This window comes from Winslowiella toletana (assembly GCF_032164335.1).
GTDB lineage: Bacteria > Pseudomonadota > Gammaproteobacteria > Enterobacterales > Enterobacteriaceae > Erwinia > Erwinia toletana_A.
Window position 1 is genome coordinate 2,086,904 of the sequence record NZ_CP134152.1, and the last position, 14,492, is coordinate 2,101,395.

General features: G+C 54.1%; 12 protein-coding genes. 8 read left to right on the forward strand and 4 right to left on the reverse strand.

The window, feature by feature from the left end:
• Positions 1-64 precede the first annotated feature (64 nt).
• Complete coding sequence (locus tag RIN69_RS09860; RefSeq protein WP_313857140.1) at positions 65-775, forward strand: glutamine amidotransferase; 711 nt, start codon at positions 65-67, stop codon at positions 773-775.
• Positions 776-814: 39 nt separating this feature from the next.
• Here the strand turns inward: RIN69_RS09860 and RIN69_RS09865 are convergent, their stop codons facing one another.
• The gene (locus tag RIN69_RS09865; protein ID WP_313857141.1) at positions 815-1,912 is read right to left on the reverse strand and encodes a tartrate dehydrogenase; all 1,098 of its coding nucleotides are present in this window, start codon (positions 1,910-1,912) and stop codon (positions 815-817) included.
• A gap of 16 nt (positions 1,913-1,928) precedes the next feature.
• Positions 1,929-3,251, reverse strand: coding sequence for an MFS transporter (locus RIN69_RS09870; RefSeq protein WP_313857142.1), 1,323 nt, complete (start codon positions 3,249-3,251; stop codon positions 1,929-1,931).
• A 131-nt stretch (positions 3,252-3,382) separates the two neighbouring features.
• On the opposite strand from RIN69_RS09870, the gene RIN69_RS09875 reads away from it, so the two are divergent.
• From RIN69_RS09875 to RIN69_RS09885, 3 genes are all read left to right on the forward strand, one after another.
• Complete coding sequence (locus tag RIN69_RS09875) at positions 3,383-4,288, forward strand: LysR family transcriptional regulator (protein ID WP_313857143.1); 906 nt, start codon at positions 3,383-3,385, stop codon at positions 4,286-4,288.
• 132 nt (positions 4,289-4,420) lie between these two features.
• The gene (exaC, locus tag RIN69_RS09880; protein WP_313857144.1) at positions 4,421-5,941 is read left to right on the forward strand and encodes an acetaldehyde dehydrogenase ExaC; all 1,521 of its coding nucleotides are present in this window, start codon (positions 4,421-4,423) and stop codon (positions 5,939-5,941) included.
• Positions 5,942-6,124: 183 nt separating this feature from the next.
• On the forward strand, positions 6,125-7,204 hold the full coding sequence (locus tag RIN69_RS09885) for an RHS repeat-associated core domain-containing protein (protein WP_313857145.1): 1,080 nt from the start codon (positions 6,125-6,127) through the stop codon (positions 7,202-7,204).
• On the opposite strand, the gene RIN69_RS09890 is transcribed toward RIN69_RS09885, so the two are convergent.
• A complete protein-coding gene (locus RIN69_RS09890; protein WP_313857146.1) occupies positions 7,197-8,219 on the reverse strand; it encodes a LacI family DNA-binding transcriptional regulator in 1,023 nt (340 codons plus the stop codon). The two genes, RIN69_RS09885 and RIN69_RS09890, sit on opposite strands and share 8 nt — an antisense overlap.
• A 349-nt stretch (positions 8,220-8,568) precedes the next feature.
• Here RIN69_RS09890 and ascF point away from each other — a divergent pair, with 349 nt between their 5' ends.
• Entirely contained in the window at positions 8,569-10,029 is a 1,461-nt protein-coding gene (ascF, locus tag RIN69_RS09895; RefSeq protein WP_313857147.1) for a PTS cellobiose/arbutin/salicin transporter subunit IIBC, read from the forward strand.
• 15 nt (positions 10,030-10,044) lie between these two features.
• Positions 10,045-11,475 (forward strand): 6-phospho-beta-glucosidase, encoded by a 1,431-nt coding sequence (locus RIN69_RS09900; RefSeq protein WP_313857148.1) that lies wholly within the window; start codon positions 10,045-10,047, stop codon positions 11,473-11,475.
• A 57-nt stretch (positions 11,476-11,532) separates the two neighbouring features.
• Here RIN69_RS09900 and RIN69_RS09905 read toward each other — a convergent pair whose 3' ends face one another.
• A complete protein-coding gene (locus RIN69_RS09905) occupies positions 11,533-12,303 on the reverse strand; it encodes a DeoR/GlpR family DNA-binding transcription regulator (RefSeq protein ID WP_313857150.1) in 771 nt (256 codons plus the stop codon).
• 96 nt (positions 12,304-12,399) lie between these two features.
• On the opposite strand from RIN69_RS09905, the gene hisN reads away from it, so the two are divergent.
• Positions 12,400-13,194 (forward strand): histidinol-phosphatase, encoded by a 795-nt coding sequence (hisN, locus tag RIN69_RS09910; protein WP_313857151.1) that lies wholly within the window; start codon positions 12,400-12,402, stop codon positions 13,192-13,194.
• Positions 13,195-13,227: 33 nt separating this feature from the next.
• Complete coding sequence (locus RIN69_RS09915) at positions 13,228-14,394, forward strand: MFS transporter (RefSeq protein ID WP_313857153.1); 1,167 nt, start codon at positions 13,228-13,230, stop codon at positions 14,392-14,394.
• Positions 14,395-14,492: the final 98 nt, after the last annotated feature.

Below are 14,492 nucleotides of genomic sequence, written 5' to 3' on the forward strand. Positions count from 1 at the left end.
CACCGGTTACCTGATACATTCAGGCAGTAATGGCATCTTCTGTTGACAAGGAGTCTGATTCGGCATGTCACCTCTATACACCGCACCGTTGGCAATTATCCAACTTGAAGTTCCGCCTGCTGAAGTCAGTTCGCGGGTTGGCGATCAGATTGACTGGTTTGTTCAGGCATTACAGTTACAGGGCGCTGAGTATCAGGTGTTTCGCCCGCATCTTGGTGAACAACTTCCCGATTACGCGACGGTTTCGGGTGCCATCCTCAGTGGTTCCTGGGCGATGGTGACCGATCACGCCGAGTGGAGTGAGCGCACCGCCGCATGGGTGCGGGGTGCAGTTGACCATCAACTGCCGTTACTCGGCGTCTGTTATGGGCATCAGCTGATTGCTTATGCGCTGGGCGGCACGGTAGCGGATAATCCGCACGGCTGGGAACGCGGCCTGCACCGGTTGGATAACCTGGCGGCGGGTGATGCGCTGCTTTCTGCGCTACCGGCACAGTTTGATGCGTGGCTGTCGCATCGCCAGTCGGTACTGAAAGCGCCGCCGGGGGCTAAGGTGCTGGCCCGTTCGGCGATGGATGAATGTCAGATCATTCGTTACTCACCGTCAGCACTGTCGGTACAGTTCCATCCCGAGTTTACGCAGCAGATTATGAGCGCCTGCCTGCCAGAAAATATCACTGCAGAGGCGGGAACGTTGCAGGGCACCGACTGGGCGCGTTCGCTGCTCGAAGCATTTTATCGCGGCACGCAGCTGCCTCAGGCGGTGGTCAGTTAATCATTAACCGAGCACGCCCGCGGCGTGCTCGTTGTTTCGTCAGGCAATCGTTTCACCTTCCGGCACGGCCACCTTTTGCAGAATGGTCAGCGCGACGGCATTGGTCACCTGCTGAGTGGTGGCGGTGCCGCCGACATCCGGCGTTTTTATTCCGGCCTGGCATACCGTCTCGATCGCTTGCATCACCGCCTGCGCCGCCTGCGTTTCGCCAAGATGCTCCAGCATTTGTGCGGCGGTCCAGAAGCTGGCTATCGGGTTAGCAATGCCTTTACCGGTGATATCAAAAGCCGAGCCGTGAATCGGCTCAAACATTGAAGGAAAACGGCGTTCGGGATCGATGTTAGCGGTCGGTGCAACGCCAAGGCTGCCGGCCAGTGCGCCTGCGAGGTCGGAAAGAATATCGGCATGCAGGTTGGTCGCGACAATGGTGTCCAGCGATTGCGGATGCAGAGTCATACGCACCGTCATCGCGTCGACCAACATTTTGTCCCAGCTGACGTCGGGAAACTCCTGCGCCACTTCGGCGGCAATCTCATCCCACATCACCATACCGTGGCGCTGAGCATTGGATTTTGTCACTACCGTCAGCTGTTTACGCGGTCGTGATTGCGCAAGGCTAAACGCGTAGCGCATGATCCGCGTGACGCCGGTACGGGTAAAAATCGCCACCTCGGTGCCGACCTCTTCCGGTAAACCACGGTGGGCACGACCGCCATGGCCGGAATATTCCCCTTCAGAGTTTTCACGCACAATCACCCAATCCAGCATGCCCGGCTGACAATGACGCAGCGGTGAGGAGATGCCCGGCAATACTCGCGTCGGGCGAACGTTGGCATATTGATCAAAACCCTGGCAAATCGGCAGACGTAAGCCCCAAAGAGTAATGTGGTCCGGCACATCCGGCGCGCCGACGGCACCAAAATAGATGGCATCAAAATTTTTCAGCGTCGCCAGTCCATCTTCCGGCATCATCACACCGTGTTGTTTGTAGTAATCTGAACCCCAGTCAAATGAGGTGATGTTAAAGCGCAGGTCGGTAAAGCGCTGCTCGAGGCTGCGCAGAACCTGGATACCCGCATTGATCACTTCGGGGCCGATGCCATCGGCAGGAATAGCGGCAATTGAGTAGTTACGCATAGTGAAATCCTTATAATTAATGATGCAGGGTCTGAGTGGCAGCGGTATTGCTGTTACCACTGGATTGCGGTTTGCGCTGCGACCAGGAGAGCCACAGCACCAGTAACGCCGACAGCACCAGCAGTGCGGCGACAAAATAGAGTCCGTTGGCATAGCTGCCGGTTTGTTGCTTGATTACGCCAATAATCGTCGGGCCAAAAAAGCCGCCAAGATTGCCGATGGAGTTGATGGTGGCGATACCGGCGGCGGCGGCCGAACCGGAAAGGAACAGCGTTGGCATGCTCCACAGCGGTGGTTTTGATGAACTGATGCCGATATTGACCAGAATCAGCGCCAGCATTACCGCCACTATCGTGGTGGCAATTCCCGCCAGTACCAGCCCCAGCGCCGCCAGCAGACAGGCCGCGATCACGTGCCAGGTTCGTTCATTGCGGCGGTCGGAGTGGCGCGCCCACCAAATCATGGCACCCACTGCCAGTACCGCCGGAATGGCATTGATAAAGCCGACTTCCAGTGACGACATACCAAAGCTCTTGATAATTTGGGGTGACCAGATGCCCAGCGTATAAAGACCGGCCGACGTGCCAAAGTAGACCAGCGACAGCGCCAATACGCGTCGATCCGCCAGCCCTCGCCACAGGCTTTGATGCTGTTGCTGAGGACGACGCGCCTGTTCTGCCGCCATAGTGGTGACCAGCCATTCGCGCTCTTCATCGGTCAGCCATTTGGCTTTTTCCGGACGATCGGTGAGGTAAAACAGCACCACCACGCCAAGGATCAGCGCCGGCACCGCTTCCAGTACAAACATCCACTGCCAGCCACTGAAACCGAACAGCCCGTGCATCTCGAGCAATGCACCTGATATTGGTGAGCCTAATGCGGTGGAAAGCGGGGCGGCAGCCATAAACATGGCGGTTACCTGCGCACGGCGCTGGGCGGGAAACCAGTAGCTGAGATAGAGAATGATGCCGGGAAAGAAACCGGCTTCCGCCACTCCAAGCAGAAAGCGCAGGGTGTAAAAACTGGTGGTGCCCTGCACAAACGCCATTGCACCTGATACCAGCCCCCAGGTGATCATCACCCTGGCTATCCAGATACGTGCGCCGACTTTATGCAGGATTAAATTGGAGGGCACTTCAAATAAAAAATAACCGATAAAAAAGATACCGGCACCGAAACCAAATACCGTGGGTGAAAAACCGAGTTCCTGATTCATCGTCAGCGCAGCAAAACCAATATTTACGCGATCGAGGAAGGCAATGAAATAAAGAATCATGATAAAGGGCACAATGCGCAGGGTAATTTTGCGCAATACCCGATTTTCGAGTTTGCAGGTCATGATGAGGTTTTCCTCTTTTATTTTATGTAGGGTAGTGACAGGCATTACCGAACTGAGTATGAAGATAATCTCCCGGCGATCATTAGCCGTGGTTTATACAAAAAATTGATATAATCCTTAAGGAAGCTGGCATGGACCTCCATCAACTTCGCTGTTTTATCGCGGTGGCAGAAGAGCTGCATTTCGGACATGCAGCGCACCGACTTGAAATGCTGCCATCGGCGCTGGGGCGCTATATACGCCTGCTGGAGGAGGATCTGGGAACCCGGCTGTTTATTCGTTCGACACGTAACGTGGCGCTGACGCCAACCGGCCTGTTACTGTTTGATGACGCCAGACTGTTAATCGCACAGGCGGATGCGCTGGCCAGCCGCTATCGCCAGATGGGCCGACAACAGGCAACCACGCTAAAGATTGGCGCCATCGACAGCGCCGCTGCCGGTTTAATTCCGCAACTGTTACAGGCGTTTCGCAAACGCTATCCCGATGTGGAAGTACAGATATTTGAAGACAAAACCCTGCGTTTAATACCCCGGCTTAAATCAGGACGGCTGGATCTGGTCTTTATTCGACCGCCGGAGAAAAAAGAGCGCGATATCGAAATGCGTTTCTTATTTAACGAAGCCATTGTGGTCGCAATGCCGCAGAGTCATCCGCTGGCAAAACGTGACTGTTTACAGATTTCTGATTTACAGGATCAGCCCTTAATCGTCCCGGAACGTAAATCGCGGCCGCACAGCCACGACCTGTCGATCAATCTGTTTGCCGAGGCCGGTTTAAGCGCCAGAATTGCCCAGCTTGCTGATGAAAAACAGACCATTATCAATCTGGTGGCGGCAGAGCTGGGGATTGCCATTGTACCGCAGTGGACTTCACGTATGCCGGCGCGCAATGTCAGCTATATTCCGCTAACCGGCAACGGAGCCGGAGCGATTAATGGCCTGCCGCTCTCCGTTGCCTGGATGCGCGACGCGCGCGATCCGCTACGCGAGAAAATGCTGGAGGTCCTGATGGCGCAGCTACCGTTATCAGCCTGATGCTGAAGATATTTCCGGCCACTTCACAATTTCACCGCATGCCATCTGACATCCTGGCGTTCTTCTGCCAATGTTAATTTTGGGTTATCTGATTGTTAATTATGCGCCAGTGAAATGGACAGGAGAAACACCATGCGTTACGCATATCCAGGATACAAAGGTTCGCTGATCACTCTGCAACAACGTTATGGAAACTTTATTAATGGCGAATTTGTTGCCCCCGTACAGGGTGAATACTTTTCCAATACCTCGCCAGTTAATGGCTCGGTGATTGGCGAATTTCCGCGATCCGGGCAGCAGGATGTCGATAATGCCGTCGCCGCCGCTCATGCAGCGGCAGATGCCTGGGGTAAAACGTCGGTACAGGTACGTTCGCTGACGCTACTGAAAATCGCCGACCGGCTGGAACAAAATCTGGAAAGAATGGCGGTCAATGAAACCTGGGATAACGGCAAACCGGTGCGTGAAACGCTGGCGGCGGATTTACCGCTGGCGGTTGACCATTTCCGCTATTTTGCCGGTTGCCTGCGGGCGCAAGAGGGCAGCGCCGCAGAGATAGATGAGTTTACTGCCGCCTATCACTTCCATGAACCGCTGGGCGTGGTGGCGCAAATAATTCCGTGGAATTTCCCGCTGCTGATGGCGGCGTGGAAGCTGGCACCGGCACTGGCGGCAGGTAACTGCGTGGTGCTGAAACCGGCAGAGCAGACGCCGCTCTCGATTACTCTGTTTGCGGAACTGGTCAACGATTTAGTGCCGCCGGGCGTGCTGAACGTGGTGCACGGCTTTGGTCGTGAAGCCGGTGAAGCGCTGGCATCGCATAAAGGTATCGCCAAAGTGGCGTTCACCGGCTCAACCGCCACCGGCGGGCATATTCTTGAGCTGGCGGCAAAAAATCTGATTCCTTCCACCGTTGAGCTGGGCGGTAAATCACCGAATATCTTCTTCGAAGACATTATGCAGGCGGAGCCGTCATTTATTGAAAAAGCGGCTGAAGGCGTAGTGCTGGGTTTTCTTAATCAGGGCGAAGTCTGTACCTGTCCGTCGCGCGCGCTGGTGCAGGAGTCGATCTATCAGCCCTTTATTGACGCAGTACTGAAACGGATAAAAACCATTAAACGTGGCGATCCGATGGACAGCGAAACCATGGTCGGTGCGCAGGCATCGCAGCAGCAGTTCGATAAAATTCTCTCTTATCTGGATATTGCGCAGCAAGAGGGCGCGGAAGTGCTGGTCGGCGGCGGCATTGAGAAACTGGAAGGCGACTTAGCTGGCGGTTACTACATTCAGCCGACGCTGCTGAAAGGAAATAACAGTATGCGGGTGTTTCAGGAAGAGATTTTCGGGCCGGTGGTCGGTATTACTACCTTCAAGGATGAAGCTGAGGCGATTGCCATTGCTAACGATTCGATTTACGGTCTTGGTGCCGGGGTCTGGACCCGCGATATTAACCGCGCTTACCGCGTAGGCAGGGCGATTAAAGCCGGACGCGTCTGGACCAACTGTTATCATCTCTATCCGGCGCATGCCGCATTTGGTGGATACAAAAAATCTGGCATCGGCCGTGAAACCCACAAAATGATGCTTGATCATTATCAGCAGACTAAAAACCTGCTGATAAGCTACAGCATAGAGCCGCTGGGCTTTTTCTGAATCGATTAAACCAGCATTAAAGGCGTAGGTGACGCCTTTAATGCTGTCCTTGCCAAATTTCCGGCGCTACTCTGGAACGTGATCCGCAGTCAAGAATGATAACTGTGGTATTTGTTTAATTGCCCGATGCCCTGCGCCACGCTACTTGTTGCTTATCGACATAATCCAGGAGTCGGAGGCGAAATGAGTATCGTGCTTTCAAGCTTTAACGGCGAGCGCCGTGATCCCGTCAGCCATTGCTTACATCCCGGTAATGGATTGCGGGCTTATAATCCGGCACTAATGCGGTTTAGTTGCCCGGATAGCTGGAGCCCTTTTGATGCGGGGGGAATGAATCCCTCGGCATGGTGCGACGGTGACCCGATCAACCGTAGCGATCCTTCAGGCCATTTCAGCTGGCAGGCGGCTGCCGGGATAGGGCTTGGCATACTTGGTATTGTCAGTTCACTGTTTACTGCGGGAGCATCACTGGCGGCAGCGGCCAGCCTTAGCGCGGCGCTGGCGGCAAGTTCGGAGCTGTCGCTGTTGACCGGTAGTTCGACACTACTGGCGGATATTAGCGCTGTTGCCAGTTCAGTTACCGTCGATAACCATCCGGGAATCTCAGCCATCCTCGGATGGCTGTCTTTTGCCAGTGGAATATTATCTGTTGCCGGTGGTGTGATGCGGGGGGGATATCGCCTGCTGACGCCATCTCAGGATGGAAAGTTAGCTGGTAATTCTTTCACCCTGGGGAACCGTTCCGGCAGTCAGCTCAATCCAAATTTTGTTATCGCGACGATGTCGCCGGAACGAATTGAGATTGAGGACAGATCTTTTCTCAGGTATGTCAGTCGGGAAGGTAATAATAAAGCGATTTTTGTTTCACACAGCCGCTTTTTGCCCGCCAGATATCTTAATGGGTCCGCAAGGGTGACGCTGCCTGAAGGGATGTCGGTGAGCTATTACGTCAGGCGGGGAGAGACGCTCAGCGCATGGAATATGTTGCGAATTTATCAGCATCTGCAAGAGAGTACTGGCGCTGAGATTCCTCTGTTCTCACAAACTTATCGCGGCATCGCGCAGATTGAAAATCTCAATCTGATGCCAATTAGCGAAGATGCGGTGTCGTTAGCAATGATGCACTCACCGCCTGATTATTCTTACGATGTTATCGTGCCTGTTCGACGGGCAGAAACCCGGCATCTGATCGCTCTTGCCCAACGCTACCATTATCACGACCTGCAAATATTAGGCTGTCGCGGCAGACGATTTTTCACTTAGCGGGATTAAAAGGGCCGTCGCAGACCGAGTCTCTGATCAGCAGTTCAGATAAAAACAGATTGTTGCGGGATAACCAGCCGCCATCCAGCATGGCAATCAGCTGGTTTATCACTTCGTTGATCATCTCGCTGATCGGATCTTTGACGCTGGAGAGCGAAGGCGTCAGGAATGGCGCAGTGGGAATGTTGTCAAAACCCATTACTGAAACATCATCCGGGACGCGAATGCCGGCTGCGGTAAAGGTTTTCATCGCGCCTATCGCCATATCATCATTACTGGCGATCAGCGCACTAAAGCTGATGTCGCGTTCAAGCAATGATTCGGCGGCCGCTGCACCGCTGGACGGACTCCATTTTCCTGACACAATGCGTGGTTCGCTAATCGCCAGCCCGCAGTCAAGCAGCGCTTGCTTGTAGCCTGACAGACGTTCAGTGGCGGTGGGTGAGTCGAGCGAGCCGGTTATAAAGGCGATATGCTGGTGGCCGCGCGCTATCAGATGGCGCGTGGCCTGATAGCTGGAACCTTTATGATCGCAGCAAATACAATGGCTTTGATGCTTCCTCAGTTTACGATTCACTACCATAATCGGTTGCTTTGTCTGATCGATTATCACGTCCAGCGCATCGACGGATAAAAATCGCGGATAGATAATGATGGCATCACAGCGCAAATCCAGCAGAAACTGAATCGCCTGCTGCTCCTCTTCGGCACTGTGTTTCCCGTCGACCAGAATCAACTGGCGGCCATTCGCTTCCAGTTTCCTTGCGGCTTGTGAAAGTAACTCATTGAAGTAACTGCCGTTATACAGTGTGTTGGTCACCACCAGACCAATACACTGTGAGGTATTGCTGGCCAGGTTACGCGCCAGCAAATTAGGCCGGTATCCCGTCTCTTCAATCGCTCTGAACACCTGCTCTTTGGTGGCTTCACTGACATAGCCCTTGCCGGACAGCACACGTGAGACCGTGGCTTTCGAGACGCCGGCTTTTTTTGCCACTTGCTGCATGGTCGACATGGCTGGTTCCGCAATCCTTGAAATTATTGCCATTCTACACATTTCGTCACGGCTAAATAACTGTTCTGATATTGATCTTGCAGTGCGGACAGCGGTTTATAGCGCTTCACCGCCCATGAAGTCGGCTTTTAAGTTTACTGGCGACACTCATTGCTGCAATTCTCGCTCAATATCGATCGCTATCACAAAACGAAAATTAACCTATAAAGCCTCTTGAACTGGTCGGCATTGTTGAACATTCTCGTGTGGAACCGGTTACCTATTTTCCCTCTGTCATGCGGTAACGCGGTTTTATTTTATAACCATATGAATTTAATAATAATTGTGCGTTACAAGAGAGTGGTTACTCATGTCAAAGAATTTTGAAGCAGTTTCACGATCGATTGTTGAAGCCATCGGTGGCACCGGGAATATTGAAGCCGTCACACACTGTATGACGCGTTTACGTTTTGTGCTGCACGATGCCAGCATGGTCGACGGCGCCCGCCTGAAGGCGATTTCAGGTGTGATGGGCGTGGTGCAGAATGAAAACCAGTGCCAGGTGATTGTGGGTAATAACGTTTCACAGGCGTATGCCGAAGTGCTGAAACTGCTGCCGTCTGGCACAACCACCGAACGCGTCGCCGCGCCGGTAAAACAGAAAATGACCCTGAAACGCATTGGCGCAGGAATTCTCGATGCGCTGATTGGTACCATGTCACCGCTGATCCCGGCGATTATTGGCGGTTCAATGGTGAAGCTGCTGGCGATGATCCTCGAAATGAGCGGGCTGCTGGAGAAAGGCTCCTCGACGTTGATTATTCTGAATGTGATTGGCGACGGCGCATTCTTCTTCCTGCCGATAATGGTGGCAGCCTCAGCGGCAGTAAAATTCAAAACCAATATGTCACTGGCGATTGCCATCGCCGGGGTGCTGGTTCACCCGAACTTTATCGACCTGATGGCGAAGGCCGCACAGGGCCAGCAGGTGGAGTTTATGGGATTCCCGATAACCGCGGTGAAATACACCTATACCGTCATCCCGGCGCTGTGCATGACCTGGCTGCTCTCTTATATTGAGCGCTGGGTCGATCGCATCACGCCAGCAGTCACCAAAAATTTCCTGAAACCGATGCTGATCGTGCTGATTGCGGCACCGATCGCCATTATGCTGATCGGCCCGCTGGGTATCTGGATCGGCAGCGGTATCTCTGCGCTGGTGTACACCATTCACAGCTATCTCGGCTGGCTATCGGTGGCGATTATGGGCGCTATCTGGCCGTTACTGGTGATGACCGGAATGCATCGCGTATTTACTCCAACCATTATTCAGACCATTGCCGAAACCGGTAAAGAGGGCATGGTGATGCCTTCAGAAATTGGCGCTAACCTGTCGCTGGGAGGTTCTTCGCTGGCGGTAGCCTGGCGGACTAAAAACCCGGAACTGCGCCAGACGGCGCTGGCTGCGGCGGCTTCGGCGATTGTAGCCGGTATTTCTGAACCCGCACTGTACGGCGTGGCGGTACGGCTGAAACGCCCGCTGATAGCCTGCCTGATCAGCGGTTTTGTCTGCGGCGGCATCGCCGGTATTGCCGGGCTGGCCAGCCACTCGATGGCCTCTCCGGGGCTGTTTACCAGCGTGCAGTTCTTCGATCCGACCAACCCGATGAGTATTGTCTGGGTCTTTGGCGTGATGATTCTGGCGGTGGTGCTGTCGTTTGTCATCACCTTGCTGCTGGGATTCGAGGATATTCCGGTGGAAAACAGCGAGCAGCCAGGCGCTGATGCAATCCCTTTTGACGCGCCGCAGCGTGCAATAAAAGTTAACTGAGATAAGAGGACGCGAATGTCAGCATCAACATTTCCCGACGATTTTTTATGGGGCGGCGCGATTGCCGCAAACCAGGCGGAAGGTGCCTGGCTCGAGGGGGGCAAAGGTGTCACCACGGTGGATATGATCCCTCATGGGACACACCGGCTGGCGGTGAAAATCGGTCAGGATAAGCGTTTTGCCGTGCGTGACGAGGAGTTCTATCCAAGCCATCAGGCCATCGACTTTTATCATCGATACCAGGACGATATCGCTCTGATGGCGGAAATGGGCTTTACCGTATTCCGTACCTCAATAGCCTGGAGCCGTATTTATCCCAATGGCGATGAACTGACGCCAAACGCCGAGGGCATTGCCTTTTATCGTCAGCTGTTCAGTGAGTGTAAGAAGTACAATATCGAGCCGCTGGTCACGCTGTGTCACTTTGATGTGCCGATGCACCTGGTCCGGGAGTACGGTTCGTGGCGCAACCGTAAAATGGTGGAATTCTTTGCCCGCTACGCCCGTACCTGTTTTGAAGCGTTTGATGGCCTGGTGAAATACTGGCTGACTTTTAATGAAATTAATATCCTGCTGCATAGCCCGTTCTCCGGCGCCGGGCTGGTATTTGAGGAAGGCGAAAATCAGGATCAGGTAAAATATCAGGCGGCGCATCACGAGCTGGTCGCCAGCGCGCTGGCGACAAAAATTGCTCATGAGATCAATCCACAAAATCAGGTTGGCTGCATGCTGGCGGGGGGCAATTTTTATCCGTGGTCGTGTAAACCGGAAGATGTCTGGGCGGCGCTGGAAAAGGATCGCGAGAACCTGTTTTTTATCGATGTGCAGGCACGCGGCAGCTATCCGTCTTATACCAAACGGCTGTTTCGCGAGAAGGGCGTGACTGTTGTCAGCGAGCCGGGCGACAGTGAAATCCTGCGTCATACCGTCGATTTCGTCTCTTTCAGCTATTACGCTTCGCGCTGCGCATCAGCAGATATGAATGACGGTAACAGTAGCGCAGCAAATATCGTCAAGTCGCTGAAGAATCCTCATATTCAGGCCAGCGAGTGGGGATGGGGTATCGACCCTCTTGGGCTGCGAATTACCATGAATATGATGTACGACCGCTATCAGAAGCCGCTGTTTTTGGTTGAAAATGGTCTGGGTGCGAAGGATGAAATTAACGCGCAGGGAGACATCGACGATGACTACCGCATCAGCTATTTGCGTGAACATATCAAAGCGATGGCGCAGGCAATTGATGATGGCGTTCCGCTGATGGGTTATACCTCCTGGGGATGCATCGATCTGGTTTCGGCTTCAACCGGCGAAATGAGCAAGCGCTATGGCTTTATCTACGTCGATCGCGACGATCGCGGTCAGGGATCGTTGAACAGAACCCGCAAGAAGTCGTTTTACTGGTATAAGAAAGTGATCGCCAGCAACGGTGCGGATCTGGATTAATCTTTGCAGGCGACGGTTTGTCGACTGAGCGGCGTTTTCGCCACTCAGTCGGCAGATTTACACCCAATCGATGGCAATATTCTTCGCGCTGAACGCCATCAGCTTCTCTTCCTGCAGGTTTTTGTCCACCACCATCAATGAAATTTCTTCGCATAACGCTACTGAATAACGCGCAATGCCGGGGACTTTATCGCCAGTCAGGGCAACGATAATATCGTTGCTGCGTTCCACGACTGCCTTTTTAAATTCGGCATCTTCATAGTCAAATACAGTCAGTCCGGCTTCGGCATCCATCGCACAGCCGCCGAGAAAAGCCTGATCGAACCAGATATGGCTTAACTGCTGTTGTGGCGTGACGCCCAGACTGCCGCCTGTCTGCTTCTGTAGCCGTCCTCCGAGCATAATTACCTCGTAATGCGGATGGTTCATCAGCTCTACAGCAATCAGCGGTGAATTGGTAACCACAGTCAGTTTCAGCTGCGGTGCCAGCGCTTTCGCCATCGCCAGGTTGGTAGAGCCGGCATCGATAAAAATGCATCCACCTTCTTTTACCCGCCGCGCGCAGCCTGCGGCAATGGCAATTTTTTCAGCGCTGGTATCCTGTGCGCGGTGGCTAAGGGGGCCCGACTCCGCCACGATGCTCACCGCGCCACCGTAGACCTTCTTGCAGATCCCTTCGCGTGCTAATTCTTGCAAATCTCTGCGGATAGTGTGCTCAGACACTTGTAGCTGTACCGCGAGGTCCGCGCAGACCACCCGACCTTCATCGTGCAGTTTCTGGCGAATCAGGGATTGCCGCTGCTGTGGGAAAGCTGCATAATCGAGCATTAAATTTCCTTTAATTGTACAAATCGAGCAAAACTGAGCATAAACTATTACCGCTAACGCCTTCAACTTTACCATGCCGATTAAGGGTACGACGATATGAGCCAACAGCTTCCTGATATCTCCTTTTTTCATCAACTGGCCAATGCCGCCAGTAAAGAAACCCTGTCGCGTTATCGCGCCGATGATCTCTCTGTCGAAAGCAAACCGAAAGCGGGATTCCGCTTTGATCCGGTAACGGCCGCCGATCGCGCAGCAGAAACTGTAATGCGGGCGCTAATCGGCCAGCATTTTCCCGAACATGCGATTATGGGTGAAGAGTTTGGCACCAGTGGCGGTGGCCCGTTAACCTGGGTGCTGGACCCGATTGATGGCACCCGACCTTATCTCTGCGGCTTGCCGGTTTGGGGCACGCTGATTGGGCTACTGGAGAATGAGCACGCGGTAATGGGAATGATGAGTCAGCCGTATACCGGCGAGCGGTTCTGGTCTGATGGAAAACAGTCGTGGGCCAGCAGTATTCACGGGCACCAGCTGTTGCAGACGCGTAAAAACCTGTCGCTCGATCAGGCCATTCTGCATACCACCGCGCCGAAACCGGCCGGAATGCATGAGGAGATCCAGTTTGCGCAACTGGCGGAGCAGACGCTGATGACGCGTTACGGCGGCGAATGTTATGCGATGGCGATGCTGGCCGCCGGGCGCATTGATATCTGCGTGGAGTTTTCCCTCCAGCCGTATGACATTGTGGCGATGATCCCGCTGATTGAACAAGCCGGAGGCGTGGTGACGACGCTGGAGGGTCAGCGAGCCGAGAAGGGCGGGGCAGTGGTGGCCAGCGGCTGTCCTAAGCTGCATCAGCAAGTACTGGACCGACTCAACGGCCAATATTAACCGTTTAATCACGCTGCACGAGAACATAGCAAAATGCCAGATTACTCCAACTCTCTGCCACAGCAGAGTGCCGACTTTACGCCGGCAAAGCGTGAACAAGCGGCTACCCGCCTGATGTTTTTCATCGCCGGTTTCGCCACTGCCGCCTGGGCGGCGCTGGTGCCGTTTGCCAAACTCAATACCGGCGTAAACGACGGCACTCTCGGGCTGTTACTGCTGTGCCTCGGCGGCGGCGCGCTGATCGCCATGCCCTTAACCGGAGCGCTGACCACGCGCTTTGGCTGCCGGGCGGTGCTGATTGTTTCGGTGCTAATCTTCAGTCTGATTATGCCGCTGCTGGCGGTGATTCCTGACAGCGGCTGGCTGGCACTGGCCTTGCTGGCTTTTGGTGTCGGCATTGGGATTACCGACTGCGCGATGAATGTGCAGGCGATAATCGTTGAAAAAGCGTCGCCAAAGCCGATTATGTCCGGATTCCACGGCTTTTACAGTGTGGGTGGTATCGCCGGTGCCGGGGCGATGAGCGGGATGATGCTGCTCGGCCTGTCGCCGCTGAGCGCTACCTTAATTATTGCGCTGCTGGTGTTGGTAATGCTGCTGATCAGTATCAGTGGTTTACTTAACTATGCCAACCCTGCCGAAGGGCCCGCTTTTGCCCTGCCGCGCGGCGCGGTATTGCTGTTGGGAGCCATCTGTTTTGCGGTGTTCCTTGCTGAAGGGGCAGTACTCGACTGGAGTGCCGTGTTCCTGACTGAATACCGCCAACTGCCCGATTCGGCTGGCGGGCTGGGCTTTGCCTGTTTCGCCGCCACCATGACTTTGGGCCGCTTAACCGGCGACCGCATTGTGGCGCGCTTTGGCTCCTATCCAGTGGTGGTGGTCGGTGCAGTGGTGGCTGCGGGTGGCCTGGCCCTGACTATCTTTGTGCCACACTGGTTATTTTCCCTGGGCGGATACGCGCTGATCGGTATCGGTTGCGCCAATATTGTGCCGATAATGTTTTCAGCGATTGGCAGACAAACCAGTATGCCGCAGGTAGTGGCTGTGCCGGCAATTTCAACATTGGGTTACATGGGGGTGCTTGCCGGACCTGCCAGTATCGGCTTTGTTGCCCATTACAGCAGCCTGCCAGTGGCATTTATGCTGGTTGCTCTGTTACTGCTGGTGGTGGCGTTGGTGGCACGCCGCGTCAGAATGTAGCCTGCCTCACTGCCACGCATTCTGCGGGGCAGTGACTCTTTTTGGTCCTACCAATTCCTGTTAAAAGTCGTTGTCGCTCACAGATAGACGAAAATACT

Excerpts from the sequence above, each read along its gene's own strand:
- ascF (WP_313857147.1), top strand. The coding sequence starts at position 8,569 with ATGTCAAAGAATTTTGAAGCAGTTTCACGATCGATTGTTGAAGCCATC.
- RIN69_RS09890 (WP_313857146.1), bottom strand. The coding sequence starts at position 8,219 with ATGTCGACCATGCAGCAAGTGGCAAAAAAAGCCGGCGTCTCGAAAGCC.
- RIN69_RS09865 (WP_313857141.1), bottom strand. The coding sequence starts at position 1,912 with ATGCGTAACTACTCAATTGCCGCTATTCCTGCCGATGGCATCGGCCCC.
- RIN69_RS09885 (WP_313857145.1), top strand. The coding sequence starts at position 6,125 with ATGAGTATCGTGCTTTCAAGCTTTAACGGCGAGCGCCGTGATCCCGTC.
- RIN69_RS09875 (WP_313857143.1), top strand. The coding sequence starts at position 3,383 with ATGGACCTCCATCAACTTCGCTGTTTTATCGCGGTGGCAGAAGAGCTG.
- RIN69_RS09900 (WP_313857148.1), top strand. The coding sequence starts at position 10,045 with ATGTCAGCATCAACATTTCCCGACGATTTTTTATGGGGCGGCGCGATT.
- RIN69_RS09915 (WP_313857153.1), top strand. The coding sequence starts at position 13,228 with ATGCCAGATTACTCCAACTCTCTGCCACAGCAGAGTGCCGACTTTACG.
- RIN69_RS09905 (WP_313857150.1), bottom strand. The coding sequence starts at position 12,303 with ATGCTCGATTATGCAGCTTTCCCACAGCAGCGGCAATCCCTGATTCGC.
- RIN69_RS09870 (WP_313857142.1), bottom strand. The coding sequence starts at position 3,251 with ATGACCTGCAAACTCGAAAATCGGGTATTGCGCAAAATTACCCTGCGC.
- exaC (WP_313857144.1), top strand. The coding sequence starts at position 4,421 with ATGCGTTACGCATATCCAGGATACAAAGGTTCGCTGATCACTCTGCAA.
- hisN (WP_313857151.1), top strand. The coding sequence starts at position 12,400 with ATGAGCCAACAGCTTCCTGATATCTCCTTTTTTCATCAACTGGCCAAT.
- RIN69_RS09860 (WP_313857140.1), top strand. The coding sequence starts at position 65 with ATGTCACCTCTATACACCGCACCGTTGGCAATTATCCAACTTGAAGTT.